The sequence below is a fragment of the Stenotrophomonas sp. YJH_SMC_65 genome (assembly GCF_059369475.1).
On record NZ_JCAFSR010000002.1, the window covers coordinates 589427 to 613007 of the forward strand.

Genomic DNA, 23581 nt, shown 5'->3' on the forward strand with positions numbered 1-23581 from the left:
CACGGTCAGCGCCTGGCCCTGCATGCCGATCGGGCGGCGTGCATCGTGCAGCACCATGCTGGTCAGGCCGAGGCCTTGGCGGCTGAACAAGACACGCCACCCGAGCAGCCCCTTCCGGCACGGTGGTGATGCGTTGCGGCACGCGATGGACTCAGCGTTGCACTGCTTTCAAGGCGTCGACCACCTGTGCCCCAGAAAAACCACAGTGTCCTTCGCCCACCGGCGGCAACACGCGTGGCAGCGGGCGTGCGCCAGCCCGTACGGCCAATTGCGGATACACCGTCTGCATGTGCGGCACGATGGTCGGGTCGTTGTGGTTGAACTGGATCACCAGCGGTCGCTTCAGTGCGCCGGTCATTGCCAGCGTGTCGCGGACATGCGCCTGTGCCGCAGGCACGGGATCGATGCGCTGAACGCCGGCATTGAACGCGGCGTCGTCACCGAATCCGCTGTACACCACCCCCAGGTTGCCGACCGGCATGCCGCCGCTGCGCGTGGCCAGTTCGTGCAGCACCAGTGCGTGCAGGCTGATGGCGCCGGCCAGTGCATCAGGGGACACCTGCAGCCGCCGTGCCAGCACTGCGGCGTGCGACGGATCACGTTGCAGTGCATTGGCGATGCCCTGGTACAACTCGCCCTGCGGCAGCGCCGCCGCTTCGCGCGATAGCAGGCCGGTGGGCGGCAACCCATCAGCCTGGGGGAACAAGTAATCGAACGCGACCAGCGTGGTCAGCAGATCGGTCGCGATCTGTTCGCCACTGAGATTGGCGCCGCACAGCGATACACCGCCGGTGTAGTGCTGCGGGAAGCGTTCGAGGCTTCCGATGGTCACGGCACCGCCCATCGAGAATCCCAGCATCCAGGTGTGGCGGACATGCTTGAGTTCACCCACTGCCTGCTGGCGCAGGCGTTCCATGTCGGTGATCGCATCGGCCACCGCCCAGCCCTGGCTGGCATAGGCGCTCTGCGCGACGGCGTAACCTGCTGCCAGCAGTGGTGCGGTGCTGTCATTGGCCGCCATGGGGGCGGTGCGCGGCACGCCGACCGGTTCATAGCCATGGGCCAGCATTACCAGGTCGCCGTTCCAGTCGGCAGGCACATCCAGCCGCCATGGTGCGCCCTGCCGCTCGCCGCTGAGCGTACGCGCTGCTGGCGGCGGTGCAGCCAGCGATGTCATCCAGGGCAGCAGGCAGAGGGCAAGTGCGCATCGAAGCAAGGGTCGCATCGGGGTCATTCCATGCGGGAATGGCGCCGAGCATAGATCCCTGCACCACCTTGCGCGCGCTGCACTGCCGCAGGGCATTGCCGGTTGGCGGTGCCGCGCTTTACGCTGGCGGCATGGCCCTGCACAGCATCGCGTCGATTATCCGCATTCCCCACGGGAAGGCGGGGTAGCGCGCGGTCATCACGGCCAAGCAACCTGCCCGGGAAGGCGGGTTGCATGCAGCGCTCTCCCGGGTAATGAATCCACCAAGGAGAATGCAGATGCACGACCTTTCATCGAACGACGCTGCGCCGACGCTGCACCTGGTGTGCGGCAAGATCGGTGCCGGCAAATCCACCCTGTCGCAGCAGCTGGCGTTGAAGCCGCGCCACGTATTGATCAGCGAAGACACGTGGCTGGCGGCGCTGTATCCGGGCGAAATCCATTCCATTGCCGACTATCTGCAGCGTGCAGCCACGTTGCGCAATGTGCTGGCCGATCATCTGCGCACATTGCTGCAGGCCGGTGTTTCGGTGGTGCTCGATTTTCCATTCAATACGCCAGCCAGCCGCGCGTGGGCACGTGAAGTGTTTTCGCCGGTTGGCGCTGCACATCAACTGCATTTCCTCGACATTGCCGATGAGGTCTGCAAGGCGCGGCTGCGCGCGCGCAATGCTCTCGGCGAACATCCGTTCCAGGCCAGCGACGAGGAGTTCGAACGTATCACCCGCCACTTCGTTGCACCGGCCGCGGAAGAGCGCTTCGTGGTGATGCGCTATACCGAGGCAGGCCCGGCGTAGCGCAGCACCAGGCGGCCGTCGTCATGCTGGCGCAGCTGCATGAATTCGAGACGGATCACTCAGCCAGTGCCGCCCCCTCAACCGCCGATTCCGATACGATCTGTCACATTGCGTTAGTCTCGCTTGACCCGGAGTCCCGTCATGGTCGACCGTCTCGCCATTCTGCTGGAACGTTTTTCGGTCACCGCCTCGGTGTTCCATGCCGGCGCGCTGTGCGGCATCAACACGCTGGAGGGCGAGGATGAAGCCGGGCAGTTGCACCTGGTGCGACGTGGCCCGCTGCAGGTCAGCCACGGCCAGCAGACCGTGCAGGTCGAGGTGCCGAGCCTGCTGCTGTACCCGCGGCCGATGCCGCATCGGTTCAGTACCGATCCGCAGCACGGCGCCGACATGGCCTGCGCCAACCTGCATTTCGAGGGTGGACGGCTCAACCCGATCAGCGCCGCATTGCCCGATTTCATCTGCCTGCCGCTGGCCGATCTGTACGGCGGCAACGCAGCGCTGGAACTGCTGTTCGAGGAAGCCTTCGAGCAGCGCTGCGGGCGTGCGGCGATGGTCAACCGGCTGTTCGAGGTGGTGATGATCCAGGTGCTGCGCCAGCTGATGGAAGGTGGCGAAATGCGTGGTGGCCTGTTTGCCGGGCTGGGTCATCCGCGGCTGCGGCTGGCGCTGGTGGCGATGCATGAAGCGCCCGCACAGTCCTGGACCCTGGAAGATCTGGCCGAGGTCGCCGGCATGTCACGCAGCGTGTTTGCTGCCAGTTTCCGTGAGGCGATGGGCACCACGCCCGGTCAATACCTGCAGGGCTGGCGGGTGGGCCTGGCGCAGCAGGCACTGCGCCAGGGCAGACCGCTCAAGCGGATTGCCGACGATGTGGGGTACGGCAGCGAAGCCGCGCTGTCGCGCGCATTCAAGGCGCTCACCGGGCAGTCGCCGCGCGAGTGGCGTGGGCAGGCCCGCGCCGGCGCGGCCTGAGCCTCAGCCCAGCACCAGCACCAGCCGGGCCAGTTTCATGCCACCGAACAGGCCGACCAGGCCCAGTGCCACCGAACCGCCGGCGTACAACGCCGCCAAGCCGTGCTGGCCGCGCTGCAGCAGCACGCCGATTTCCAGCGCATAGGTGGAGAACGTGGTGTAGCCGCCGAGAACGCCGGTGGCCAGCAGCAGGCGCAGCTGCGGCGAGGCGCCATTGCGCAGGGCGAAGGCTTCGACCAGCACGCCCATCAGCAGCGCGCCGCTGATGTTGATCAGGAAGGTCGACCATGGCCACGGGCTGCCGACTGCCACCCGCGTACCGATCAGGTTGCAGGCATGGCGAAGGCAGGCGCCGAGCCCGCCGCCGATGAAGACCAGCAAGTAGTTGTTCAATGCGTGCATCACGTGCCTCGGGTACGGGTTCGCTGATTCGATGGCGAACGCCGAGGGCAGGCACGGCCTGCCATCGACGAACGCCGGTTCGTCCTGGCAGGAGCCATCAGCCCTTTCAGGCGGTTATCGGGGGAGCCCCATCCCCATCGGCGACCATGCTACCAGCGGTAGTGCATTCACGTCATCGAGGTCGTCAGCACCCGGATGACCTTGCTACGGCTGAAGCCGTCCATCAGCAGTTCGAAGGCCAGCAGGTCCAGGGCCGCGTGGCGGCGATGGTCGATCTCCAGGCCTTTCTCTTCCACCAGATGGCTGACCAGTTCGTAGGCGTCCTGCCAGACATCCAGGTGGGCCTGGCTGGGGATATAGGTATTGCCCCGCTCACCGACGCCAAGCCCGCTCACGCCATACAGCAGTTCGCGCGCATCCAGCTTGGCCGCATCGGCGATGCGGAACAGCTGTTCGGCCTTCACATGGGCGGGGCTGACGTGGTCGTTGAGCCAGTTGCTGATGGTTGCCGTCGTCGAATCGGCGGCGCGGGCCAGATCGGCCGGGCGAGGGTGCCCGGCTTTCTTCATGGCAATGGCGAGTCGTTGGCCGAGAGTATTCATCTATGCAAGCCAGCTTAACGCGTGGATCGCAAAGATCCCTTGTTCCAAGAATAAGTCTGGTTAACAGAAGGACCGACCGTGACCGAATTCTGGAGCAAGGGGCAGGTGCGCACCCGGCTGGGTTTCCGCACCGATGCCGAACTGGCGCGCTTTTTTGGCATAAGCCGATCTGCAGTGTCGCAATGGCCCAAGGATTTCCCGATTCCTGCGTTACGCCAATACATCCTGCATCAGCGCTATCCCAACCTGTTCCCGGCAACTGAAGCCACGCAGGGCGAATAAGCGTCAACTGCGCCGCCTTTTGTCGCATATAGCACTCTAAGTGCCATTTGCTAAGTATGCTTAGCAATATAGGAAACTTCGATGGAACGGGGTCGGGCTATCGATGAGGCCTACCAGGGCAGAGGCTGGAGGAATCGGTAGGTTGTCGGCTCCGGCCCATCCGGGAAGCCTGTCATCCCGTATGTGGTTTCGTGAACGATTAATAATTTCGATCACGAAAGTCGCTGCATGTAATTGACCTGTCGTGAAATCTATGACTAATTGGCATCAACCGGGCGTGAAGCCCGGGAGTCTTTCAGTAGCTCGCAAGTGAGTCGGTAGACCGTCAACGATGCAGAACAAGTCCAACGGAGGTCGTATGGAATACGGCATGCATGGCTTGGCTGAACGGGTACGCCGCGAACTGGAAGCCAGTTATCACAAACACGGATGCGGTCCGGCGTTCTGGGATACCTACCAGCAGGTGCTGGACCGCCTGGTCCCGCAGGGGACCGAGCGTACCGAAGTCACCAATGAAATGGCGCTGATCATCGAACAGCTCGGCATCGTCCGACGTGCGCAGCTGGTGCCGCCGCACGCCAACGGGCCGCGTTGACCCGTTGATTCAAAGCAGGCGCCAGGCGCCACAGGCCAACAGCGCCAGCAGCATTGACAGCAGTGCCAGGGTCCGCGGTCGCCACCATTGCCGCGGTTGCCCGGCCATGGCCTGCGGACTGCAGTAGCGCACCAGCCCCGGGCCGAAACCGGCCTGGTGCTGCTGCCGCGAGCAGGCGTCCAGGCAGGCGCCGCAGGCCAGGCAATCGGCCTGCGGTCCCTGGCGGATGTCCAGCTGCATCGGGCAGGCGCTGACACACGCGGCGCAGTCGGTGCAGTCGCCCAGGCGATCGGCGCTGAAGGTGGGCATCGGTCCGGCCAGCAGCGGATGTGCGGCGCGGAACACGTAGTCCTGTGCGGTGGTCGGGTCGAGCAGGCCGCGTCCGCGTCCGAGCACGCCCCCCATGCCCGGAGGGCGCATGCCGCGCGGTTCGCCGCGGCGCGCGTCGTACAGCATGCGTGGTGTATGTGGATCGATCAGCAGTGGTTGCATGCGCGCGAACGGGCACAGCGAACGGCACACCTGCTCGCGCAGGAAGCCGGCATTGCCCCAGGTGGCGGCGGCATAGAACAGCACCCAGAATGTTTCCCAGCCGCTCCAGCCGGCATGCGGAGCGGCGGCCAGCAGTCCGGCGATCGGGCTGAACAGGCCGACGAAGGTGATGCCAGTCCACAGCGACAGCAACCCCCAGGCGACCTGGGTGGCCGGGCGCACGGCTGGCACTGGCAAGACCTTGGCCATGCCGTGCGCGATCCAGTCGAAGGCACGACGCCACAGCGTCTGCGGGCAGGCATGACCGCACCAGATGCGGCCGGCGAGGTGGGTGAGCAGCGCAAGGCCCACCGCCAGCACCGCCAGCAACCCGATCAGCACGCCGACATCGCCGGGCCACAACGTCCAGCCGAACAGGTCGAAGCGCCGTGCGTTGATGTCCAGCAGCAGGGCCTGGTGTCCATTCCAGCGCAGCCATGGCAGGGCATAGAACAGAATCAGCAAGAGCGCGCTGAGCGCGCCGCGCCAACGCCAGGGGCGTGGGGTTCCGGTTCCGGTACAGGGCGTACTCATCCCAGCGGCAGCTCGTCGTCGTCATCGCTCGGCAGGGGCCGCTGCAGGTACCAGGTGACTGCGCTGGAAAGTGCGGTCACCGACCAGAACATGAAGAATCCTGTCGTATAGCCCAGTTCACGGCTGATCGCCTTGCCCGGGAAGCTGATCGCCTGCAACCGCAGCGGGTCGACGAAGGCGAAGAACACCACGCTGGCCAGGCCGGCAGCGATGAAGCTGGGCCAGAGGATGGCGCCCCAGTGCTGGATCAGCTGCTGGCGGCGGCTGGGAGAGGGTCTGTTCATGCTGTCCCGGATCGGAATGAGGGCGGCGCGTATACTCCGCCGAGGCCGGCGCAGCATCCGCAGGGCATGCTTCCTGCAATCGTGGCAGCCTAGGTGCAGCGGACTGCGCCGACATTGATCTGGATCAACGGCGGTGCCGGCCGGCTGCGGCACACTGCCGGCACGCTTTGGGTACCCCGATGAACGCAATACCGCCACCTGTCCTGCCCGTCGCCTCGCCCGGGCTGTGCACCGAGCAGGAAGTGACCCGCCTGGTCCACGACTTCTATGCGCGCGTGCGCGAGGAAGAGCGGTTGGGGCCGGTGTTCCAGGCGCATGTCCACGACTGGCCGGAACATCTGGCGCAGCTGGTCGATTTCTGGTCGGCGATGCTGCGCGGCACGCGCCGCTTCAAGGGCTCGCCGATGTCCAAGCACATGGCCATCGAGCTGGACAAGGACTTGTTCGATCGCTGGCTGGTGCTGTTCCGGATCACCACCGCCGAGTGCGGCAACCCGCCGATGCAGGAGCTGGCCAACGACGTCGCCGCGCGCATCGGTGACACCTTCTGGAAGCGCTACCAGATGCTGCGCTGGCCGCAGGTGGGTCTGCCGGTGCTGGGAATCCCCACCCGCGATTGATCTGGGTCAAGGCGGTCATGGCCGTCCGGCGCGATGCTGGCGGCATGGACACGTTCTCTCCCGCCGCCGGTGGCCTGGCCTGGACCTTCGACCCCGACCTGCTGCGCCGGCATGACCGGCCGGGGCCGCGCTACACCTCGTATCCGACCGCGCCGCACTTCCACGATGGCTTCGACGCGCCGGCGCTGCGCCAGGCGATCGCCGACAGCAACCAGCTGGCGCGCGCGCTGTCGCTGTACGTGCATGTGCCGTTCTGCTCCAGCCCCTGCTTCTACTGCGGCTGCAACCGGGTGATCACCCGCGACCGCGGTCGGGGCCACAGCTACGTCGCGCGCGTGCTGGCCGAGGCCGACCTGCTGGCGCCGCAGTTCGAGGACGGCCGTGAGGTCATCCAGCTGCATCTGGGCGGTGGTACGCCGAACTTCCTCGAGGCCGAGGCGATGACCACGCTGGTGGAGGGGCTGCGCCGGCGCTTCGATTTCAGCGATTCGCCGCAGCGCGATTTCTCGATCGAACTCGATCCGCGCTTCATCGATACCCGCGATGTCGCCATGCTGGCGCGGCTGGGCTTCAACCGGGCCAGCCTGGGCGTGCAGGATTTCGATCCGCATGTGCAGGAATCGATCAACCGCATACAGGGCGTGCAGCAGACGCTGGACATCCTGCATGCCTGCCGCGACAGCGGCATGCGCTCTGTCAACGTCGACCTGATCTATGGGCTGCCTGGACAGAGCCTGCAGGGATTCGGCCGCACCCTGGAACGAGTGCTGGCATTGCGACCGGATCGCCTGGCGGTGTATGGCTACGCACACCTGCCACACCTGTTCCGCGCGCAGAAGCAGATCGACGAGCGCCGGTTGCCTTCACCGGAAGACAAGCTGGCGCTGCTGGGCCTGGCGGTGGAGAAGCTTTCTGCTGCGGGTTACCAGTACATCGGCATGGATCACTTCGCGCTGCCGGAAGAGGACCTGTCGCGCGCGCAGCGTGCCGGCCAGCTGCATCGCAACTTCATGGGCTATACCACCCACGCCGATACCGACCTGCTCGGCCTGGGCGTGAGTGCGATCAGTCATATCGGTGCCACCTACAGCCAGAATCCGCGTGACCTGCCGTCGTGGGAGGACGCGGTGGACCAGGGCCAGCTGCCGGTCTGGCGCGGCGTGGCACTGAGCGCCGACGACCAGCTGCGCGCTGAACTCATCCAGCAGCTGATGTGCCAGGGCGAGGTGGACGGTGCCGTGCTGGGCCAGCGCCATGGCGTCGATTTCGAGCAGTACTTCGCCGAGGACCTGCGTTCGGTGCAGCGGTTGCAGGAAGACGGCCTGGCCGAATACCGCGACGGTGTAGTGCGCGCCAGCGAGCCGGGTCGGCCGCTGCTGCGGCTGCTGGCAATGTGTTTCGACCCCTACCTGCGCGCGGCGCATGAACAGCCGCGTTACTCGCGTGCAATCTAAGGTGTACTCGCGCAGCGCGGTTGGTGCCCGGAGCCGGAATCGAACCGGCATGGGGTTGCCCCCGGCGGATTTTAAGTCCGATGCGTCTACCAGTTTCGCCATCCGGGCCTGCAGCGCGGCGCCGATTGTAGCCCAGCTGCAGAATCGCAGCTGGATTGCCGTGGAGCGGCAGCGTGTTTAACTGTCGCTCCCATTCATGTCATAGTCCCAACCATCGTTCCCAGGGGGGGAGCCGCACGATGTCGCTGCACGCGATTGCCTATGCCAGTGAGGCCCGCGCCGATCTGCAGACAACCGATCTTGACCGCCTGCTGGCCGATGCCACGGCATTCAACCGTGTAGCCGGTGTCACCGGTGTGCTGATGTTCGATGGCAGCCGTTTCCTGCAGTACCTGGAAGGCCCGGAGGACGGTATCGATTCGGTGTACCAGCGCATCGTCAATGCGCGCAGCCATGGCCAGCTGAAGGTGCTGTGCCGCGCGCCGGTGGCGCAGCGGGCGTTTCCGCGCTGGTCGATGGGAACCCGGCGCATTGATGCGGAGCTGCTGGCACAGATCGTTGAATCGGCGTGGCCGGGCTTCCTGCTTGGCAGCGGTGGCTTCGAGCGCCTGCGGCAGGCCTGGACCGGCGCCGATGGCGAACTGGAACCGGCCGCGGTCGCACTGGGCTCCTGATCCCATCTTGGCGGGCAGGCGCCCGGGCCGTTACGCTGTCGCCTTTCTGGCGTGGAATTACACGGAGTGGTGCAGCGAATGAGCAGGTCGGCCGAATCCATGGCGGCATGCATGCCGTTGCGCGGGACATGCCAGTGAGCGCGTCCCTTGCGGCAGCGGAGACCCCGCGTTTTGCGGTGATCGGCCTGGGCTACGTCGGCCTGCCGTTGGCGGTGGCCTTCGGTCGGCACTGGCCGACGCTGGGCTTCGACATCGATGCCGATCGCATCGCCGAGCTGCGCGATGGCCAGGACCATACGCTGGAGGTGGAGGCCGACGAGCTGGCCAGTGCTCGGCAGCTGCAGTACGGCAGCGATCCGGCCTTGCTTGATGCATGCAACGTCTACATCGTCACCGTGCCGACGCCGATCGATGCCTATGAGCAGCCCGATCTGGAGCCGTTGCGTTCGGCGACGCGGCTGATCGCCAGCCATCTGCGCGCGGGTGACCTGGTGATCTACGAATCCACGGTGTACCCCGGCACCACTGAAGAAGTCTGCGTGCCGCTGCTGGAAGAAGGCTCGGGCCTGCGCTTCAACGAAGACTTCTACTGCGGCTACAGCCCGGAGCGGGTCAGTCCCGGTGACCGCCAGCGGCGCCTGGCCGACATCCGCAAGATCACCTCGGGGTCGACAGCGGAAGTGGCTGCGGTGATCGATGGCCTGTACCAGCGCATCATTGCCGCCGGCACGTTCCCCGCGCCATCGATGCGCGTGGCCGAGGCGGCCAAGGTGGTCGAGAACATCCAGCGCGATGTGAACATCGCGCTGGTCAATGAGTTGGCGCTGATCTTCGACAGGCTGGGCATCGATACCCAGGATGTGCTCGATGCCGCCGGCAGCAAGTGGAACTTCCTGCCATTCCGGCCGGGCCTGGTCGGCGGCCATTGCATCGGCGTGGACCCGTATTACCTGCTGCACAAGTCCGAGAGCGTGGGCTACCACCCGGACCTGATCCACACCGCGCGGCAGGTCAACAACCGCGTCGGTGAGCATGTGGCGTCGCGGGTGCTGGCGATGCTGGCCGAACGCGGCCGCGAACCAGTGCAGTCGCGCATCCTGGTGCTCGGTGTGACCTTCAAGGAGGATTGCCCGGACCTGCGCAACAGCCGCGCGCTCGAGCTGGCGCAGCGCCTGCGTGATGCCGGCGCTCAGGTCGAGGTCAGTGATCCCTGGGTCGGCCCGGCGGCATTGGCCGATGAGGGCGTGCAGTGGCTGGCCGAACCCGTGGCAGGGGCCTATGACGCGGTGGTGCTGGCGGTTGCCCATGCCCGCTTCAAGGCGATGGACGAGGCCGGTATCCGGTCGCTGCTGGCGCCGGGCGGCCTGGTCTACGACGTCAAATCGGCCTGGCCACGCAACGTGGTTGACGATCGCCTGTAAACCCGGGCGGCGGGCAGCACGGTAGACTCGCAGGCAGTTGCAACCAAGGAACGCCATGCACCGGTATATCGTCTACCTGCTCGCCATCCTGATGTTCCCCATCTGCCTGTGGTTGGCCACGATCTGGCCGGCCTGGTACTGGGGCGTCGGCCTGACCGCCGCGATGGTGGCACTGGGGACCTGGGACCTGCTGCAGAAGCGCAGCACGCTGCGCCGCAACTATCCGGTGATGGCGCACTTCCGCTACGGCCTGGAATCGATCGGTCCGGAAATCCGCCAGTACTTCGTGCAGAGCGACCTGGAGGACGTGCCGTTCTCGCGCCAGCAGCGTGCACTGATCTACCAGCGGGCCAAGAACGAGATGGACACGGTGCCGTTCGGCACCCTGCGCAGCACCTACGCGGTGGATTACGAGTGGATCAACCACTCGCTGGCGCCGACCGCCATCGCCAAGCACGATTTCCGCGTGCTGATCGGCGCCAATTGTGCAAAGCCGTATTCGGCGAGCGTGTTCAATATTTCGGCGATGAGCTTCGGCTCGCTGTCGGCCAACGCGATCCGCGCACTGAACGAAGGCGCGCGGCGCGGTGGCTTCTACCACGACACCGGCGAAGGTTCGATTTCGCCATACCACCGCGAGATGGGCGGCGATCTGGTGTGGGAGATCGGCTCGGGCTACTTCGGTTGCCGTGACGAAAAGGGCGGTTTCAGTGAAGAGCGCTTCGTCGCCAACGCCACCCATGATCAGGTCAGGATGATCGAGATCAAGCTGTCGCAGGGCGCCAAGCCCGGTCATGGCGGCGTGCTGCCGGCGCCAAAGGTGACCGCTGAGATCTCGGTCACCCGTGGCGTGCCGATGGGCGTGGACTGCGTATCGCCGTCGCGTCACTCGGCGTTCTCGACGCCGGTCGAACTGCTGCAGTTCGTCGCCCGTCTGCGCGAACTGTCCGGCGGCAAGCCGGTCGGTTTCAAGCTGGCCATCGGCCACCCGTGGGAGTGGTTCGGCATTGCCAAGGCGATGCAGGAAACCGGCCTGCTGCCGGACTTCATCGTGGTCGACGGTGCCGAAGGCGGTACTGGCGCAGCACCGGCGGAGTTCGTCGACCATGTCGGCGTGCCGATGCACGAAGCACTGCTGCTGGTGCACAACACGCTGGTCGGCCTGGACCTTCGCGAGCGGATCCGCATCGGCGCGGCGGGCAAGATCACCAGCGCCTTCGACATCGCGCGCACCATCGCGCTGGGTGCCGATTGGTGCAATGCCGGCCGTGGCTTCATGTTCGCGCTGGGCTGCATCCAGTCGCTGAGCTGCCATACCGACAAGTGCCCGACCGGCATCGCCACCCAGGACCGGGCGCGCTGGAAGCACCTGGATGCACCGGACAAGGCCACCCGCGTGTACAGCTACCACGAGCACACGCTGCACGCCCTGAAGGAGCTGTTGTGTGCGGCCGGCCTGAACGATCCGGCCGAACTGGGGCCGGAGCACATCCTGCGTCGTGTTTCGCCTGTCGAGATCCGCTCGCTGGCGTCGCTGTACCGCTACCTGGAACCGGGCGAGCTGCTGCACAAGGTGCCGGATCATGCGGTGTTCCATGCATTCTGGGCCGATGCACGCAGCGATTCGTTCCAGCCGCCGCCGAAGATCCAGGCGCTGCGCGCCAGCAAGTCGCGATAATGTGTTGCTGTAGAGCCGAGCCCATGCTCGGCTGCTTCTCTCATCGCGATGTTGGAACGAAGAACAGCCGAGCCGAGCATGGGCTCGGCTCTACAGGGAGATGTCATGCGGTTCAGGACCGGCACCATCGACGATGTCGCCATGCTGTGGGCACTGCGCACGCGTTGCGTTCGCGAGACGTGCAGCAGCCATTACCCGGCGGAGGTGATCGATCCGTGGTCTGCTTCGCCGCCGCCGTCGCAGTACGCACGGCTGCTGGGGCAGGGAGGCTGCGTGGTGGCCGAGGACGGGCAGGGTGTCCTGCTCGGGTTCGGCGTGTTTGATACCGACGCCAATGAAGTCGATGCGCTGTTCGTCGATCCGGATCGTGGCGGCACGGGCATCGGCCAGGCGCTGATGCAGCGTCTGCTGGCGATGGCCGATCGTGAGCGCGAGGTGGTGCTGTCAGCCTCGCTAAACGCCGTGCCGTTCTACCAACGGCAGGGATTCATTGCCGTGCGGGAGGAAGCCTACCCGCATCCCAGCGGCGTGGCGCTGGCTTCGGTGAGCATGCGCAGGCCGTGGTGAGCGCCCGGGGATTGTAGAGTCGAGCCATGCTCGACTGCTTCATCGCCTGAATCAAAGGCAGTTGAGCATGGCTAAACTCCACAATGCGGGTGTCACCGCCCAGCCAGCCACCCGATCACGCCCTCGGCGGCGCGCAGGCCACTGGCATAGCACGCCGTCAGCAGGTAGCCCCCCGTGGGGGCCTCCCAGTCCAGCATCTCGCCGGCACAGAACACGCCGGGTACTGCCCGCAGCATCAGGCCATCATCCAGCGCAGCCAGGCGCACGCCGCCGGCAGTGCTGATCACCTCGGCCATCGGCCGTGGACGCAGAAGGCGCAACGGCAGGCGCTTGAGCGTGGTAGCCACGGCAGGCAGGTCGTGGCCCGCATCCTTGCCAAGGATCTCGAACACCAGGGTGGCCTTCACCGCATCCAGTCCGGCCTGACGGCGCAGATGCTCACCAAAACTGCGACCCTTGCGCGGCCGCGAAAGATCAGCCAGCAGGCGTGCTTCATCGCGTCCCGGCACCAGGTCCAGCCACAGCATGGCATGGCCATCACGGTTGATGGTCTCGCGCAGGTCTGCGGCCAGCGCGTAGATCAGGCTGCCTTCGATGCCGTACTCGCTGGCTACGCATTCGCCCTGCAGCGACTGCGGTTGTCCGGCCAGGTCGAGCCAGTGCGCGACCACCGGCTTCAACGGTGCGCCTGCATTGCGCTGGGCGAAGAACGGCGTCCAGTCGATGTCGAAGCCGCAGTTGGCCGATTGCAGCGGCGCAATGTCCACGCCTCGTGCCTGCAAGGGGGCGACCCAGGCGCCATCACTGCCCAGCTGCGGCCAGCTGCCGCCACCCATCGCCAACACGCTGGCATCGGCGTGGACATCGATCTCGCCGGCTTCGGTGGCGAAGCGCAGCGCGCCGTCGTTGCCCCAGCCGATCCAGCGGTGGTTGGCATGCAGGCGCACGCCCTGTTCCTTCAGTCGGCGCACCCAGCCGCGCAGCAGCGGCGCAGCCTTGCGGTCGACCGGAAACACGCGGCCGGAGCTGCCCACATAGGTCTCCACGCCAAAGCCGGCAGCCCAGTCGCGCAGCGCCTGCGCGTCGAAGCCATCCAGCCAGCGGCCCACGGCCGTGGATTGCTCGCGGTAGCGGCTGTCGAACAGCGGCCGCGGATCGGAATGGGTGAGGTTGAGACCGCCCTTGCCGGCGATCAGGAACTTGCGGCCGGGTGAGCCCTTGGCCTCGTACAGGTCCACGTCCAGCCCCGCGGCGCGCAGGCGCTCGGCGGCGAACAGGCCGGCCGGGCCACCGCCGATGACGGCGACCCGATGGGGCAATGCGGTATTACGGCTTGACATCGAGCAGCTCGACATCGAACACCAGCGACGAACCGGCCGGAATCGGGCCGACCCGGCGGTCGCCGTAGCCGTAATCCGGCGGGATCATCAGCGTGCGCTTGCCGCCGACCTTCATGCCGGCCACGCCCTCATCCCAGCCGCGGATGACCTGGCCGGCGCCGAGCGCGAAGGTGAACGGCTGGCCGTGCTTGAAGGAGCTGTCGAAGGTCTTGCCGTGCTTGGTTTCGGTGCGGTTGTCGTAGATCCAGCCGGTGTAGTGCACGGTGACCTTGCTGCCGGGAACGGCTTCGGTGCCGGTGCCAGCGACGGTATCGATGCGCTCGAAGGTGGTCAGGGTGCCGCCCGGCGGCGGACCGGAGGGCTCGCTCGAGCAGCCAGCGGCGGCGAGGGACAGCAGCAGGGGAAGCAGCAGGCGGCGCATCGGGCGTCTCCAGGAGGGCGCAGGGCGAGGGCGGCAAGGGTAGCGCATCGGCGCCGGGTATCATGGCGGCATGGCAAAACTCCTGCTCAATCTGCGCAATGTCGGCGACGACGAATATGCCGATGTCTGCACGCTGCTCGACCAGCACGGCATCGCCTGGTACCGCACCGAACCCAGCCCTTGGGGCATTTCCAACGGTGGCCTGTGGCTGCGCGAGGACGCCGATCATCCGCGCGCGAAGGCGCTGATGGCCGGGTACCAGGCGGCGCGCGGTGTGCGCGTGCGGGCCGAGCGTGAGCAGGCGTTGCGGGATGGCACGGCGGAGACCTTTGGCAGCCTGTTCCGGCGGCGGCCGGTGTTCGTGGTGCTGGTGCTGCTGGGCATGGCCGCTGCGGCGGCGCTGGTGCTGCTGCCGTTCATGCTGTTGCGGGGGTAGGGGGCGCGGCCGGGTTGCACCCGGCACCCGCGGTAGTGCCGGCCGCTGGCCGGCAACAGCAACAGCAACAGCAACGGCAGGCAATCCGTGGCGGGCAGGGCGGTGTCGGCAGGCGGGACACGCCGTAAACCCATCCTTGGGGGCTCGATGGCGCCATCCATGGCGCCAACGGTCCCGCCTGCCCACACCGCCCCGCCTCTGACAGATTCCGGGTGTCTGCCGGGCTTGGGGTCGGATCCCTCTGCTGCGCAGAGGGCTCTGACCCCCTGAATCTGTCTGTGCGGGCTGGAGGCGCTAAAATGGCAGGATGATCGCCAACACCGCTGCCTACCATTTCGCCGTCATCGACGCCCCCCAGGCCCTGTGCGACCAGCTGTTGGCGCGTGCCCAGGCGGCCGGGTTGCGGGGCACGATCCTGGTGGCGGGCGAGGGACTGAACCTGTTCCTGGCCGGTGAGCCGGAGGCGGTCGAGGATTTCTACGCCGCGCTGCATGCCGATGCGCGTTTTGCCGGGATGCGGGTCAAGACCAGCCTGAGCGAGCACCAGCCGTTCGCGCGGCTGAAGGCCAAGGTGAAGGACGAGATCATCAGCTTCCGCCGCGATGACGGCCAGCCGCTGGACTATCCGCGTGCACCGGCGGTCGATCCGGCCACCGTGCAGCGCTGGCTGCGGCAGGGCCACGATGACGCCGGCAAGCCGGTGGTGATGCTCGATACCCGCAACCTGCAGGAAGTGGAGTACGGCACGTTCAAGGATGCGCTGGTACTGCCCATCCACAAGTTCACCGACCTGCCCGAGGCGCTGGCGCCGCATCGCGAGGCGCTGAAGGACAGCACCGTGGTCAGTTTCTGCACCGGCGGCATCCGCTGCGAGAAGGCCGCACTGTGGATGGCCAACGATGGCATGGACAACGTGCTGCAGCTAGATGGCGGCATCCTCGGCTACTTCGAGGAGGTCGGCGGCGAAGGTTATGAAGGCCGCTGTTTCGTGTTCGACGAGCGCGTGGCGCTGGATGCCGAACTGAAGCCGATGGTCGACCAGCCGCTGCCGGAGCCGCGCCCCAGCGCGTTCTGACACGCTTCGGTAGAGCCGAGCCCATGCTCGGCTGCCTTTTGTTGATCAACAGCAGCCGAGCATGGGCTCGGCTCTACACGGTCCGGCAGGCCCTGAACCGGCTCCGCGGGAATCAGCATCCCGCCACCGTCACTGGCCGCTGCGCCTGGCCGACCCCATGCAGGGGAGATCCTGAGACGGAAAACCGCTGATGATCCCGTTGTCGATCCTTGACCTGGCCCCGGTCTGCGAGGGCAGTGACACCACCGCCGCCTTCGCCAACATGCTGGAACTGGCCCAGCACGCCGATGCGCTGGGCTACCGCCGTTACTGGCTGGCCGAACACCACAACATGCCCGGCATCGCCAGCGCGGCCACGGCCGTGCTGATCGGCCACGTCGCGGGCGGCACCCGGCGCATCCGCGTCGGTGCCGGCGGCATCATGCTGCCCAACCATGCGCCGCTGCAGGTGGCCGAGCAGTTCGGCACGCTGGCTTCGCTGTATCCGGACCGCATCGATCTCGGCCTCGGCCGTGCGCCGGGCACCGATCAGCCCACCGCGCGTGCACTGCGCCGCTACTTCGACAGCGCCGACCAGTTCCCGCAGGACGTGCGCGAACTGCTGCACTACTTCGAGCCGGTACAGCCCGGGCAGGCGGTGCAGGCGGTTCCGGGCGGTGGCCTGCGGGTGCCGACCTGGATCCTGGGGTCCAGCCTGTTCGGCGCGCGCATGGCCGCCGCGATGGGCCTGCCCTATGCGTTTGCCTCGCACTTCGCGCCCGATGCCATGGACGAGGCGCTGGCGGTGTACCGCCGCGAGTTCCGCCCCTCGGCCACGTTGAAGCAGCCGCACGCGATGCTGGCCCTGAATGTCGTCGCCAGTGACAGCGAGGCCGAATCGCGCCGCCTGTTCACCAGCCAGCAGCAGAGTTTCGTCAACCTGCGCCGCGGCCGGCCGGGCAAGATTCCGGCGCCGATCGACGACATCGAAGCCTTCTGGGAGCCGCACGAAAAGCTCGGCGTGGAGCGGGCCCTGGCCTGCACCGTGCTCGGCGATCCGCAGCAGGTGGCCGATGGCATCGCCGCGTTCGTTGAGCGGCACTCGCCGGACGAGCTGATGCTCACCGCCAACCTGCATGACCACCGTGCGCGCCTGCGTTCGTTCGAACTGGCGATGCAGGCCTGGCATGCCCGCCACGCGGGCTGAACAATGGCGTCACGGCCCGTTGCAGCCGCGACGGGTCTGATGGGGGCTCTTCCCATTGGAGCCTCCCATGGCGGATACCCGCGCCGAACACATCGCCCAGCTGGCCGAACTGATCAAGGACGTGGAGGTGGCGATGTTCACCACCACCGGCGTCGACGGACGACTCTACAGCCGGCCGCTGGCCACCCAGCAGGTCACCTTCGACGGTGACCTGTGGTTCGTCATCACCGCCGACAGCCCGAAGGTTGCCGAGATCGCGCTTGATCCGCACGTCAACGTGGCCTATGCCTCGCCGTCGAAGAACACCTACGTATCGGTGGCAGGGCGCGCGCGCATCGTTGATGACCGCGCGAAGATCGAGGAACTGTGGTCGCCGGCGATGAAACTGTTTTTCCCGGGCGGCAAGGACGACCCGAACCTGCGCCTGATCCACGTGCGGGCCGACTCGGCCGAGTATTGGGATGGTCCGGGCACGCTGCTGGGCAAGGCGTTGAATTTCGTGCTGTCGGCGGTGCAGGACGAGCCGGCGCAATTGGCCGACAATGGCTTCATCGATCTTCGGTGAGGATCGATGTCCGGTATTGGTAGTGCCGGACGCTGGCCGGCAGACCTGGAAACGTGGCAGCCGGCCAGCGGCCGGCTCTACCGGATTCCGGTTCAGAACCAGCGCTGGAACAGGTCCACCGTGTAACCCACCAGCTGCCCCGAACTGAAGCCGAAGAACGCGATCGCCGCCAACGCGGCGATCCAGTTGAACAGCATCAGCGCGCCATCGCGTTCCAGCAGCGCCAGCGAGAACAGCAGCAGCTGGAAGCCGAACAGGAAATTGGTGAAGGGAATCGGCAACGACAGCAGCAGGCCCAGCAGCACCAGCAGCAGGCCGCTGAAGGCGTGGGCGGGGAGGGGTGTCAACAGCTGCGGCAGGCGTGGCCTCAGCATCCTGTCCAGGCGCCGCAGTGGGCGGTCGATGCGGTCCAGGAAACGGTGCATGGTGCCGCGCTTGGGTCCGCGGCGGGCAATGAAGCCGGGCAGCCACGGCCGGCGCAGGCAGAACAGCATCTGCAGGCCGATCAGGATCACCAGCGGGCCGCTGACCGCGCCACCCATGCCCGGGATCGGGATGAACGAGGGCAGGATCGCCACGAACAGGAACACGCCGAACGCGCTCTGCTGCAGGTTGCTCAGGATCTGGCCGAGCGGCATGTGCTCGGCCGGGTCGCCGGAAGCGAACATCTCCAGCAGGGTGCGGATGCCCTCGTTGCGGTAGGCCGGGCGCTCGGCGCCTGGACCCTGGCCGGCCTCAGGCGGTGAGCTCATCGGCCTGCTCGTCGGACAGCGTGCGCAGCAGCAGCTTGTCCACCCGCGCACCGTCCAGGTCGACCACTTCGAAGCGCCAGCCGGCCCAGTCGAAGTACTCGCCTGCGTGCGGGATGCGGCCGAAGTAGTGGATGCACATGCCGGCCAGGGTGTAGTAATCGCCGTCCTCGGCATCGGGCAGCTCGTTGCTGCCGATCAGTTCGCGCAGGTCTTCGATCGGCAGCGAGCCATCCACCAGCAGCGAACCGTCCTCGCGGGTCACCACCAGCGCATCTTCATCGGCATTCTCCACCGCCTGCAGGCGGCCGACCACGGCGCCCATCAGGTCGCTGATGGTCACCAGGCCCTGGATCTCGCCGTACTCGTCAACCACCAGCGCCATCGACTGCTGTTCCTCGCGGAAGATCTCCAGCAGCTTCATCGCGTGGGTCGATTCGGACACGTAGAGCGGTTCGCGCAAGGTCTGGAACAGCGCGTTGTCGCCGCGTGCCATGCGCGTGGCCAGCGATTTCAGTTCAAGTACGCCGACCACGTCCATGTCGTTGTCGCGGTACACCGGGTACCGCGAGAACTCGTGCTCGGCCATGATTTCCAGGTTGCGCTCCAGCCCGGCCTGGGTGTCCAGCCAGGCAATGCGGTTGCGCGGGGTCATCAGGCTGTCGGCGGTGCGGTCGCCCAGGCGCATGACGCGGTTCATCATGTCACGCTCGTGGGCGTCGATCACACCGGCTTCGTGGCTCTCGGCCACCAGCATGCGGATCTCTTCTTCAGTCACCGAGGCGACTTCGTCCTTGCCCAGGCCGAACAGGCGCAGCACCAGCTGGGTGGTCTTGGACAGGAGCCAGACGAAGGGCAGGGCCAGCTTGGCCAGCCAGCTCATCGGCATCGCGACCAGGCCGGCAATGGCCTCCGAGCGGGTCAGCGCCAGGCGCTTGGGCACCAGTTCGCCGAAGATCAGCGTGATGAAGGTGATCAGGCTGACGGCCAGCGCGGTACCGATGTTGCCCGCGTACGCAAACCCCGGCATCAGCCCCTGGATCCAGCCGGCGAAGGCCTCGCCCAGCGCCTCACCGCCGAGGTAGCCGGTCAGCACGCCGATCACGGTGATGCCGATCTGCACGGTGGACAGGAAGCTCTCCGGCTTCTCGGACAGCTCCAGCGCCTTGGCCGCGCGCTTGGAGGTGGCAGCCATCTGCTTCAGGCGGCTCTTGCGCGAGGTCATGACCGACATCTCGGACATGGCGAAGAAGCCGTTCAGCAGAACAAGCGCGAAGACAATCAGGATCATTTCAAACACGGGCGTCGTCCCCGGTTGGTGGCAGGGAGGGCGGGTGCTGGCGATGGCGGCAGGCGCTCAGGAACGGGATCCGGCGCGGCGCAGGGGGATAAGGGTCGTCGTCCATAAGGTGCGCCCGAAGGCGCGCTGGCATCTTAGCAAAGGGGCATGGCAGGGTGGCAACCGCCTGTTCAGGTTGGGGGTTCCAAGGCCTCGAAAGGGGGCGGGGATACCCGTGATGGTCATCTAGCCGTCATAATTCCATCTGGTGCCGTCCTTCCCGCGACGGCTGACAGGTTTCTCAATGTTCTCTCTGCAGACCATTTTCGGTTCCGGCAAACAGTTCTACACCCTGCTCGATGAGGCTGCCGTCGCGGCTTCCGACGCCGCCAAGGCGCTGCATTCCATGCTGCGCGAGGCCGACCGCCAGCCCGCGCTGGACGCCTTCAAGCTGGCCCGCCTGCGCGAACGCGCGGCCTCGGACAAGATCAGCCAGGCGCTGGTGGACAGCTTCATGACCCCGATCGAGCGCGAAGACATCGAAGCGCTGGGCTCGGCGCTGTACAAGATTCCCAAGCAGATCGAGAAGTTCGCCGACCGCTATTCGCTGGCCACGACGCACCTGGAGCACATCGACTTCGCGCCGCGCGCGGCGATGCTCGAACAGGCCGCCGGCGTGGTGGTGGAGATGGTGGCCGACCTGCGCCACATGAACCTGGACCGGATGACCGCGCTCAACGAGAAGCTGCGCTCGCTGGAGAACGAGGCCGACCGCCTGATGCTCGAGCTGTACCGCGACATCTATTCGGGCCGCCTGGACAACCTGCAGATGTTCCTGCTGAAGGAATTCTTCGAGATCCTGGAAAAGGCCATCGACCGCTGCCGCGAGGCTGGCGTGGTGGCGTACCAGATCGTGTTGAAGAACAGCTGACGGACGCCGCCGCATGTTGACCCTTGTCCTGGTGGTGATCCTGGCCGCGCTCGTCTTCGAGTTCATCAACGGCTTCCACGACACTGCCAACTCCATTGCCACCGTGGTGGCGACCAAGGTGCTCTCGCCCGGCTGGGCGGTGATGCTGGCCGCCTTCATGAACCTCATCGGTGCACTGACCGGTACCGCGGTGGCGCTGACCATCGCCTCGGGCCTGCTCAACACCAACGTGGTCGAGGTCACCCCGCAGGTGATCCTGTGCGCCCTGCTGGGCGGCATCATCTGGAACCTGATCACCTGGTGGAAGGGCCTGCCGTCCTCGTCCTCGCACGCCCTGATCGGTGGCCTCTGCGGCGCCGGCCTGGCTGCCGCCCACAACAACTGGGACGCGCTGATCTGGTCCGAGCGCCTGGGCAGCTGGGCGCAGAACAAGGGCCTGCTGTGGAAGGTGTTCGTGCCGATGATCACCTCGCCGATCGCCGGCTTCCTGCTCGGCATCGTGGTGATGGTGCTGCTGTGGGCGCTGATCGCCGGCCTGGCCAAGATCGGTGGTGCCATCGGCCGCCTGGCCCGTCCGCGCATCGTCAACGCCTTCTTCGGCAAGGCGCAGATCGCCTCGGCGGCCTACATGGGCTTCGCCCACGGCCACAACGACGCGCAGAAGACCATGGGCATCATCGCCATGACTCTGATCGGTGCCGAAGCCACCGGCGCATTGAACGACCTGCCGTCTTGGCTGGCCTTCATGCACCCGGACGCGCATGCCGGTGACGGCATCGCGATGTGGATCGTGCTGACCTGCGCGGTGGTGATGGCGGCCGGTACCGCTTCGGGCGGCTGGAAGATCATCAAGACCCTGGGGCATAAGATGGTCAAGCTGCACCCGATCCACGGCTTCGCCGCGGAGACCAGCTCGGCCACCATCCTGACCCTGGCGGCCCACTTCGGCATGCCGGTCTCGACCACGCACAGCATCTCCACCGCGATCATGGGCGTCGGCTTCGCCAAGAACCCGCGCTCGCTGAAGTTCGGCGTGATCGAGCGCATCGTCTGGGCCTGGATCCTGACCATCCCGGCGGCCGGTGGCTGTGCGTACCTGATCCTGAAGCTGTTCGAGCTGTTCGGCTGGACCTGATCGCCACGCCAAGGTTGCAAACGAAAAAGCCCGCCGTATCAGGCGGGCTTTTTCATGGGCAAGAATTTTCCGCACCCACCGTGTCGACCAAGGTCGACACCTGCCAGAGCAGAACCAGGGTCAGAGCCCGTTGCCAAGCAACGGGATCCGCCCCCGTGCCGACCAACGGTCGGCACCCACCAACAGCCCTCAGGAAGCCAGCTTTTGCAGTTGCCGTTGCCGTGGCTGTCAGCGGGTGCCGGGCCGCAGGCCCGGCCAAACCCCTTCAATTACGCTGGAACAACGCCTGTACATCCTTGCGGAACGCCGCCTGGCTGTCCGCCCGGCTGTAGAACATGTGCCCGCCCGGATAACTGCGCACCTGCACCCGGTCCGGATTGCTGCCCATCGTCGGCATCTGGTCCACGGTCAGGATCGAGCCCATGAACGGGCACGACAGGTCGTTCCAGCCATGCACGATCAGCACCTGCAGATGCGGGTCGATCGCCACCGCCTGGCGCAGCTGGGTCACCGCACCCTGGCGCAGTTCGCCATTGCGGTCCCACAGCCGGTTCACGTCGTAGTTCAGCGCCTGGTAGCGCGCATCTACTTTCCAGCCGACCACGCGCGTCACGAAGTCGACCATCGCCGTGGTGGTCGGCGCGATGATGCTGTCCAGCAGTGGGTCGTTGGCGCGCTGCTCCGGATCATTCGGGAACGGATCGAACGCGGTCACGTTGGAGTCGTAGCGGCTGCCCAGCGTGCCCTTGTCGCGGAACACTTCACGCAGGTAGGCCTGGGTCTCCAGGCGCCCGCCAGCGCGGCGCACGAACTGCGGGTCCAGTCCGGTCAGCGCGGTGACCCGGCGCAGCATGGCTTCCGTAGCCTGCGGATCGCTGCGGCCCTTCATCAACGCGGTGGCGTAATCGCCACGGGTGTACTCCACCACCTCGCGCATCGCCGCATCGGTCAGCTTGCCCTGGCGCTCCAGGTGCGCCGCGGCGATCGACGGCAGCGTCTGCATCCACGCCATCGGCGAGACATCGGCGTTGTCTTCCAGGGTCGGGCTCAGGTAGGGCGAGACCAGCACCAGTCCGTTCATTGCCACGCCCAGCCGGGTCTGCAGGAAGTGGGTGATGCGCGGGCCGCGGTAGCCACCGTAGCTCTCGCCGGTCAGGTACTTGCGCGAGGCCATGCGCTGGTTGCGCAGCAGCCAGTCGTAGATCGAGCGCGACAGGTATTCGACGTCGGCACTGGGGTTGTAGAGCGCTTTCTTGGCTTCATCGTCGCCGATCCGCGCGCGGCTGAAGCCGGTACCGACCGGATCGATGAACACCAGATCGGTGAAGTCCAGCCAGGTGCCCGGGTTGTCGTGCAGGGTGGCCGGCGCCGATGCGCTGTCACCCTCGGAGCCGAAGGTCACCACCTTGGGCCCGATCGCGCCCATGTTGAGGTACACCGACGACGCACCGGGGCCGCCATTGAGCGCGAAGGTCACCGGCCGGTCCTTGCCCGGCATCGTGTAGGCGGTGAACACCACATCGGCGATCACCTTGCCCTTGGCATCGCGTACCGGCAGGGTGCCGACGGTGGCGGTGTAGTCCAGGGTGCGGCCGGCCAGGCGCATGCTCTGGCGGGCCGAGGCGTCGGCGGGCAGCGCAGGCGCTTCGGTCTTGTCGTCTTTCGGGTCGGGCTTGCCCTCGGCGTCGGACGCGGCCAGCACGCTGGCAGGGGCGATGAGCAGGCCGACGCAGAGCGCGGCAGTGTGCAGCAGGGACTTCATGGCACCGGTTCGGCAGCGGAAGGGGGTTCCGATGCTAGGCCGGTGGCGGGCCATGCCGTATGTGTCCAAAGGCATGGCC

The 23581-nt window shown here is 66.4% G+C and carries 26 protein-coding genes, 1 tRNA gene and 1 riboswitch; of the genes, 16 read left to right on the forward strand and 11 right to left on the reverse strand.

What is annotated here, in order from left to right; all coding sequences use genetic code 11:
• Positions 1–151 precede the first annotated feature (151 nt).
• A complete protein-coding gene (locus tag AC5P7A_RS05775) occupies positions 152–1225 on the reverse strand; it encodes an alpha/beta hydrolase family protein (protein WP_142234493.1) in 1074 nt (357 codons plus the stop codon).
• Between the two features lie 260 nt (positions 1226–1485).
• Between AC5P7A_RS05775 and AC5P7A_RS05780 the strand changes: the two genes are divergently transcribed.
• Positions 1486–2004, forward strand: a complete 519-nt coding sequence (locus AC5P7A_RS05780; protein ID WP_111205971.1) for a P-loop nucleotide/nucleoside kinase family protein — start codon at positions 1486–1488, stop codon at positions 2002–2004.
• A gap of 141 nt (positions 2005–2145) precedes the next feature.
• Positions 2146–2979, forward strand: a complete 834-nt coding sequence (locus tag AC5P7A_RS05785) for an AraC family transcriptional regulator (protein ID WP_495219943.1) — start codon at positions 2146–2148, stop codon at positions 2977–2979.
• A gap of 3 nt (positions 2980–2982) precedes the next feature.
• Here the strand turns inward: AC5P7A_RS05785 and crcB are convergent, their stop codons facing one another.
• Complete coding sequence (gene crcB / locus AC5P7A_RS05790) at positions 2983–3381, reverse strand: fluoride efflux transporter CrcB (RefSeq protein WP_495219944.1); 399 nt, start codon at positions 3379–3381, stop codon at positions 2983–2985.
• An 81-nt stretch (positions 3382–3462) separates the two neighbouring features.
• A riboswitch (Fluoride riboswitch) is annotated at positions 3463–3526 on the reverse strand.
• 22 nt (positions 3527–3548) lie between these two features.
• Positions 3549–3950 carry a helix-turn-helix domain-containing protein gene (locus AC5P7A_RS05795; RefSeq protein ID WP_005415999.1) on the reverse strand — a complete coding sequence of 134 codons (402 nt, stop codon included), beginning with the start codon at positions 3948–3950 and terminating at the stop codon, positions 3549–3551.
• A gap of 111 nt (positions 3951–4061) precedes the next feature.
• Between AC5P7A_RS05795 and AC5P7A_RS05800 the strand changes: the two genes are divergently transcribed.
• Positions 4062–4265 (forward strand): helix-turn-helix domain-containing protein, encoded by a 204-nt coding sequence (locus AC5P7A_RS05800; protein ID WP_014646673.1) that lies wholly within the window; start codon positions 4062–4064, stop codon positions 4263–4265.
• Between the two features lie 358 nt (positions 4266–4623).
• The gene (locus AC5P7A_RS05805; RefSeq protein ID WP_005416001.1) at positions 4624–4860 is read left to right on the forward strand and encodes a hypothetical protein; all 237 of its coding nucleotides are present in this window, start codon (positions 4624–4626) and stop codon (positions 4858–4860) included.
• A gap of 9 nt (positions 4861–4869) precedes the next feature.
• Here AC5P7A_RS05805 and AC5P7A_RS05810 read toward each other — a convergent pair whose 3' ends face one another.
• Together AC5P7A_RS05810 and AC5P7A_RS05815 are read right to left on the reverse strand one after the other, a co-directional pair.
• Complete coding sequence (locus tag AC5P7A_RS05810; RefSeq protein WP_111205967.1) at positions 4870–5925, reverse strand: 4Fe-4S dicluster domain-containing protein; 1056 nt, start codon at positions 5923–5925, stop codon at positions 4870–4872.
• Positions 5922–6209, reverse strand: coding sequence for a hypothetical protein (locus AC5P7A_RS05815; protein WP_111205968.1), 288 nt, complete (start codon positions 6207–6209; stop codon positions 5922–5924). Before AC5P7A_RS05815 ends, AC5P7A_RS05810 begins: the two co-directional genes overlap by 4 nt.
• Before the next feature lie 179 nt (positions 6210–6388).
• Here AC5P7A_RS05815 and AC5P7A_RS05820 point away from each other — a divergent pair, with 179 nt between their 5' ends.
• Together AC5P7A_RS05820 and hemN are read left to right on the forward strand one after the other, a co-directional pair.
• Positions 6389–6829, forward strand: a complete 441-nt coding sequence (locus AC5P7A_RS05820; protein ID WP_041863293.1) for a group III truncated hemoglobin — start codon at positions 6389–6391, stop codon at positions 6827–6829.
• 44 nt (positions 6830–6873) lie between these two features.
• The gene (gene hemN, locus AC5P7A_RS05825) at positions 6874–8283 is read left to right on the forward strand and encodes an oxygen-independent coproporphyrinogen III oxidase (protein WP_041864131.1); all 1410 of its coding nucleotides are present in this window, start codon (positions 6874–6876) and stop codon (positions 8281–8283) included.
• 21 nt (positions 8284–8304) lie between these two features.
• Here hemN and AC5P7A_RS05830 read toward each other — a convergent pair.
• Positions 8305–8391, reverse strand: a tRNA-Leu gene (locus AC5P7A_RS05830).
• 131 nt (positions 8392–8522) lie between these two features.
• On the opposite strand from AC5P7A_RS05830, the gene AC5P7A_RS05835 reads away from it, so the two are divergent.
• The 4 genes from AC5P7A_RS05835 (at position 8523) to AC5P7A_RS05850 (ending at position 12623) form a co-directional block, all read left to right on the forward strand.
• On the forward strand, positions 8523–8957 hold the full coding sequence (locus AC5P7A_RS05835) for a BLUF domain-containing protein (RefSeq protein ID WP_014646679.1): 435 nt from the start codon (positions 8523–8525) through the stop codon (positions 8955–8957).
• A 134-nt stretch (positions 8958–9091) separates the two neighbouring features.
• The gene (locus AC5P7A_RS05840) at positions 9092–10378 is read left to right on the forward strand and encodes a nucleotide sugar dehydrogenase (RefSeq protein WP_014646680.1); all 1287 of its coding nucleotides are present in this window, start codon (positions 9092–9094) and stop codon (positions 10376–10378) included.
• 55 nt (positions 10379–10433) lie between these two features.
• The gene (locus AC5P7A_RS05845) at positions 10434–12056 is read left to right on the forward strand and encodes an FMN-binding glutamate synthase family protein (RefSeq protein WP_014646681.1); all 1623 of its coding nucleotides are present in this window, start codon (positions 10434–10436) and stop codon (positions 12054–12056) included.
• Between the two features lie 105 nt (positions 12057–12161).
• A complete protein-coding gene (locus AC5P7A_RS05850) occupies positions 12162–12623 on the forward strand; it encodes a GNAT family N-acetyltransferase (RefSeq protein ID WP_032959291.1) in 462 nt (153 codons plus the stop codon).
• A 92-nt stretch (positions 12624–12715) separates the two neighbouring features.
• On the opposite strand, the gene AC5P7A_RS05855 is transcribed toward AC5P7A_RS05850, so the two are convergent.
• Together AC5P7A_RS05855 and AC5P7A_RS05860 are read right to left on the reverse strand one after the other, a co-directional pair.
• A complete protein-coding gene (locus AC5P7A_RS05855; protein WP_495219945.1) occupies positions 12716–13963 on the reverse strand; it encodes a TIGR03862 family flavoprotein in 1248 nt (415 codons plus the stop codon).
• A complete protein-coding gene (locus AC5P7A_RS05860) occupies positions 13950–14384 on the reverse strand; it encodes an FKBP-type peptidyl-prolyl cis-trans isomerase (protein ID WP_014646684.1) in 435 nt (144 codons plus the stop codon). Before AC5P7A_RS05860 ends, AC5P7A_RS05855 begins: the two co-directional genes overlap by 14 nt.
• 70 nt (positions 14385–14454) lie before the next feature.
• On the opposite strand from AC5P7A_RS05860, the gene AC5P7A_RS05865 reads away from it, so the two are divergent.
• The 4 genes from AC5P7A_RS05865 (at position 14455) to AC5P7A_RS05880 (ending at position 17646) form a co-directional block, all read left to right on the forward strand.
• Complete coding sequence (locus tag AC5P7A_RS05865; RefSeq protein WP_032959288.1) at positions 14455–14820, forward strand: DUF6164 family protein; 366 nt, start codon at positions 14455–14457, stop codon at positions 14818–14820.
• A gap of 307 nt (positions 14821–15127) precedes the next feature.
• Positions 15128–15895: a sulfurtransferase gene (locus AC5P7A_RS05870; RefSeq protein WP_046429896.1), complete on the forward strand. Its 768-nt coding sequence runs from the start codon at positions 15128–15130 to the stop codon at positions 15893–15895.
• A 190-nt stretch (positions 15896–16085) separates the two neighbouring features.
• Positions 16086–17081: an LLM class flavin-dependent oxidoreductase gene (locus AC5P7A_RS05875; RefSeq protein WP_014646687.1), complete on the forward strand. Its 996-nt coding sequence runs from the start codon at positions 16086–16088 to the stop codon at positions 17079–17081.
• Positions 17082–17148: 67 nt separating this feature from the next.
• On the forward strand, positions 17149–17646 hold the full coding sequence (locus AC5P7A_RS05880; protein WP_014646688.1) for a pyridoxamine 5'-phosphate oxidase family protein: 498 nt from the start codon (positions 17149–17151) through the stop codon (positions 17644–17646).
• A 92-nt stretch (positions 17647–17738) separates the two neighbouring features.
• Here AC5P7A_RS05880 and AC5P7A_RS05885 read toward each other — a convergent pair whose 3' ends face one another.
• On the reverse strand, positions 17739–18398 hold the full coding sequence (locus AC5P7A_RS05885; RefSeq protein WP_014646689.1) for an exopolysaccharide biosynthesis protein: 660 nt from the start codon (positions 18396–18398) through the stop codon (positions 17739–17741).
• Positions 18382–19686 (reverse strand): hemolysin family protein, encoded by a 1305-nt coding sequence (locus AC5P7A_RS05890; protein ID WP_032959200.1) that lies wholly within the window; start codon positions 19684–19686, stop codon positions 18382–18384. The genes AC5P7A_RS05885 and AC5P7A_RS05890 overlap by 17 nt, the downstream gene beginning before the upstream one ends.
• A 292-nt stretch (positions 19687–19978) precedes the next feature.
• Here AC5P7A_RS05890 and AC5P7A_RS05895 point away from each other — a divergent pair, with 292 nt between their 5' ends.
• Both AC5P7A_RS05895 and AC5P7A_RS05900 read left to right on the forward strand, forming a co-directional pair.
• The gene (locus tag AC5P7A_RS05895) at positions 19979–20605 is read left to right on the forward strand and encodes a DUF47 domain-containing protein (RefSeq protein ID WP_004152833.1); all 627 of its coding nucleotides are present in this window, start codon (positions 19979–19981) and stop codon (positions 20603–20605) included.
• Between the two features lie 13 nt (positions 20606–20618).
• A complete protein-coding gene (locus AC5P7A_RS05900; RefSeq protein WP_014646691.1) occupies positions 20619–21740 on the forward strand; it encodes an inorganic phosphate transporter in 1122 nt (373 codons plus the stop codon).
• Between the two features lie 265 nt (positions 21741–22005).
• Here AC5P7A_RS05900 and AC5P7A_RS05905 read toward each other — a convergent pair whose 3' ends face one another.
• Positions 22006–23502 carry a S10 family peptidase gene (locus AC5P7A_RS05905; RefSeq protein ID WP_046429900.1) on the reverse strand — a complete coding sequence of 499 codons (1497 nt, stop codon included), beginning with the start codon at positions 23500–23502 and terminating at the stop codon, positions 22006–22008.
• Between the last annotated feature and the right edge of the window lie 79 nt (positions 23503–23581).

What these genes read in the sequence shown, in the direction of transcription:
- AC5P7A_RS05780 (WP_111205971.1), top strand. Translation starts at nt 1,486, where the DNA reads ATGCACGACCTTTCATCGAACGACGCTGCGCCGACGCTGCACCTGGTG.
- AC5P7A_RS05805 (WP_005416001.1), top strand. Translation starts at nt 4,624, where the DNA reads ATGGAATACGGCATGCATGGCTTGGCTGAACGGGTACGCCGCGAACTG.
- AC5P7A_RS05890 (WP_032959200.1), bottom strand. Translation starts at nt 19,686, where the DNA reads ATGATCCTGATTGTCTTCGCGCTTGTTCTGCTGAACGGCTTCTTCGCC.
- AC5P7A_RS05880 (WP_014646688.1), top strand. Translation starts at nt 17,149, where the DNA reads ATGGCGGATACCCGCGCCGAACACATCGCCCAGCTGGCCGAACTGATC.
- AC5P7A_RS05870 (WP_046429896.1), top strand. Translation starts at nt 15,128, where the DNA reads ATGATCGCCAACACCGCTGCCTACCATTTCGCCGTCATCGACGCCCCC.
- AC5P7A_RS05775 (WP_142234493.1), bottom strand. Translation starts at nt 1,225, where the DNA reads ATGCGACCCTTGCTTCGATGCGCACTTGCCCTCTGCCTGCTGCCCTGG.
- hemN (WP_041864131.1), top strand. Translation starts at nt 6,874, where the DNA reads ATGGACACGTTCTCTCCCGCCGCCGGTGGCCTGGCCTGGACCTTCGAC.
- AC5P7A_RS05860 (WP_014646684.1), bottom strand. Translation starts at nt 14,384, where the DNA reads ATGCGCCGCCTGCTGCTTCCCCTGCTGCTGTCCCTCGCCGCCGCTGGC.
- crcB (WP_495219944.1), bottom strand. Translation starts at nt 3,381, where the DNA reads ATGCACGCATTGAACAACTACTTGCTGGTCTTCATCGGCGGCGGGCTC.
- AC5P7A_RS05905 (WP_046429900.1), bottom strand. Translation starts at nt 23,502, where the DNA reads ATGAAGTCCCTGCTGCACACTGCCGCGCTCTGCGTCGGCCTGCTCATC.
- AC5P7A_RS05855 (WP_495219945.1), bottom strand. Translation starts at nt 13,963, where the DNA reads ATGTCAAGCCGTAATACCGCATTGCCCCATCGGGTCGCCGTCATCGGC.
- AC5P7A_RS05815 (WP_111205968.1), bottom strand. Translation starts at nt 6,209, where the DNA reads ATGAACAGACCCTCTCCCAGCCGCCGCCAGCAGCTGATCCAGCACTGG.
- AC5P7A_RS05885 (WP_014646689.1), bottom strand. Translation starts at nt 18,398, where the DNA reads ATGAGCTCACCGCCTGAGGCCGGCCAGGGTCCAGGCGCCGAGCGCCCG.
- AC5P7A_RS05895 (WP_004152833.1), top strand. Translation starts at nt 19,979, where the DNA reads ATGTTCTCTCTGCAGACCATTTTCGGTTCCGGCAAACAGTTCTACACC.
- AC5P7A_RS05810 (WP_111205967.1), bottom strand. Translation starts at nt 5,925, where the DNA reads ATGAGTACGCCCTGTACCGGAACCGGAACCCCACGCCCCTGGCGTTGG.
- AC5P7A_RS05875 (WP_014646687.1), top strand. Translation starts at nt 16,086, where the DNA reads ATGATCCCGTTGTCGATCCTTGACCTGGCCCCGGTCTGCGAGGGCAGT.
- AC5P7A_RS05795 (WP_005415999.1), bottom strand. Translation starts at nt 3,950, where the DNA reads ATGAAGAAAGCCGGGCACCCTCGCCCGGCCGATCTGGCCCGCGCCGCC.
- AC5P7A_RS05845 (WP_014646681.1), top strand. Translation starts at nt 10,434, where the DNA reads ATGCACCGGTATATCGTCTACCTGCTCGCCATCCTGATGTTCCCCATC.
- AC5P7A_RS05850 (WP_032959291.1), top strand. Translation starts at nt 12,162, where the DNA reads ATGCGGTTCAGGACCGGCACCATCGACGATGTCGCCATGCTGTGGGCA.
- AC5P7A_RS05835 (WP_014646679.1), top strand. Translation starts at nt 8,523, where the DNA reads ATGTCGCTGCACGCGATTGCCTATGCCAGTGAGGCCCGCGCCGATCTG.
- AC5P7A_RS05785 (WP_495219943.1), top strand. Translation starts at nt 2,146, where the DNA reads ATGGTCGACCGTCTCGCCATTCTGCTGGAACGTTTTTCGGTCACCGCC.
- AC5P7A_RS05865 (WP_032959288.1), top strand. Translation starts at nt 14,455, where the DNA reads ATGGCAAAACTCCTGCTCAATCTGCGCAATGTCGGCGACGACGAATAT.
- AC5P7A_RS05820 (WP_041863293.1), top strand. Translation starts at nt 6,389, where the DNA reads ATGAACGCAATACCGCCACCTGTCCTGCCCGTCGCCTCGCCCGGGCTG.
- AC5P7A_RS05900 (WP_014646691.1), top strand. Translation starts at nt 20,619, where the DNA reads ATGTTGACCCTTGTCCTGGTGGTGATCCTGGCCGCGCTCGTCTTCGAG.